The sequence below is a fragment of the Nocardia paucivorans NBRC 100373 genome, assembly GCF_000308675.1.
Lineage (GTDB): Bacteria > Actinomycetota > Actinomycetes > Mycobacteriales > Mycobacteriaceae > Nocardia > Nocardia paucivorans.
Genome location: NZ_BAGE01000096.1, coordinates 1 through 873 on the forward strand (window position 1 = coordinate 1; position 873 = coordinate 873).

Annotated in this window: 1 protein-coding gene; it reads right to left on the reverse strand. The window is 69.5% G+C overall.

The features are described from left to right. Window positions 1-91: 91 nt before the first annotated feature. Entirely contained in the window at window positions 92-787 is a 696-nt protein-coding gene (locus ON32_RS23430; RefSeq protein WP_040793185.1) for a hypothetical protein, read from the reverse strand. Window positions 788-873: the final 86 nt, after the last annotated feature.

The window sequence follows — 873 nt, forward strand, 5'->3', positions numbered from 1 at the left end:
CTATCGTCGTCACGACCGGGGTCCGGGCATGTATGCGATGCCCGGACCCCGGTCCTTCGGTCGAGATCTCACCCGTGCTCGTCGCCCTGGATCAGCACCCCTGCGCGTCGGCGTGGTCGAGCGCTTCGGCCGGTGTGGCCTTCGGCGCGGGGACCGGCAGGTCGGGGAATCCGCCGGGCAGGCGCAGGGGCCGACCCTCGGCGAGTGCCTGACGCCACCGGTACAGGTCTTCGCCTGCCGCCTCGTCCTCGCGGGCCCACATGTGGGTCAGATGACGAGCCGCACGGTCGGCCGCGGCGGGGTCGACGCGCATCAGGACACCGAGCAGATATGCCAACCCGTAGGTGCGGGTGAGCTCGAAGAGGGGGACTTTCTCCTCGAGCTGCTGGTCGAGAACCTCGACCAGCAGCGATCGCGCCGGGTCGGCCACCCGGCCGACCCATTCCGGCCACGGCCTTTCGCGACCCGCGCCCTCCCACAGCCGGCGATGCAGATCCTTGATCCGATCGCGCAGATCACGGGTGATCGGGAGGGCGAGGTGCGCCCAGTCGATCGGCAGGGCCTCCAGCGCGGCGGCGAAGCGATCCATGGGGATATAGGGATCGCTGGTGACGGCGATTCCGGTCGGGATATGGGTCAGGACCCGACCGTCGGTGGCCAGGCCCACAGTGCCGTCGCTACGGCGGGCCACCGCGGGAGTGACGGCGAAATGGGGGCTGACCTGGTCGCCGGTGACGGTGACCGTGGAGCGGTCGCTCATGGTCACGGTGAGAGAGACGAGAGACATTGCGAATAAAATCCTTTCGGTAGAGGTGAGATGAGGTGGCCGGCGGGGTCCGGTGCCCGCGGCGGTCATTCCGCGGCGGCGGTCAC

Excerpts from the sequence above, each read along its gene's own strand:
- ON32_RS23430 (WP_040793185.1), bottom strand. The coding sequence starts at position 787 with ATGTCTCTCGTCTCTCTCACCGTGACCATGAGCGACCGCTCCACGGTC.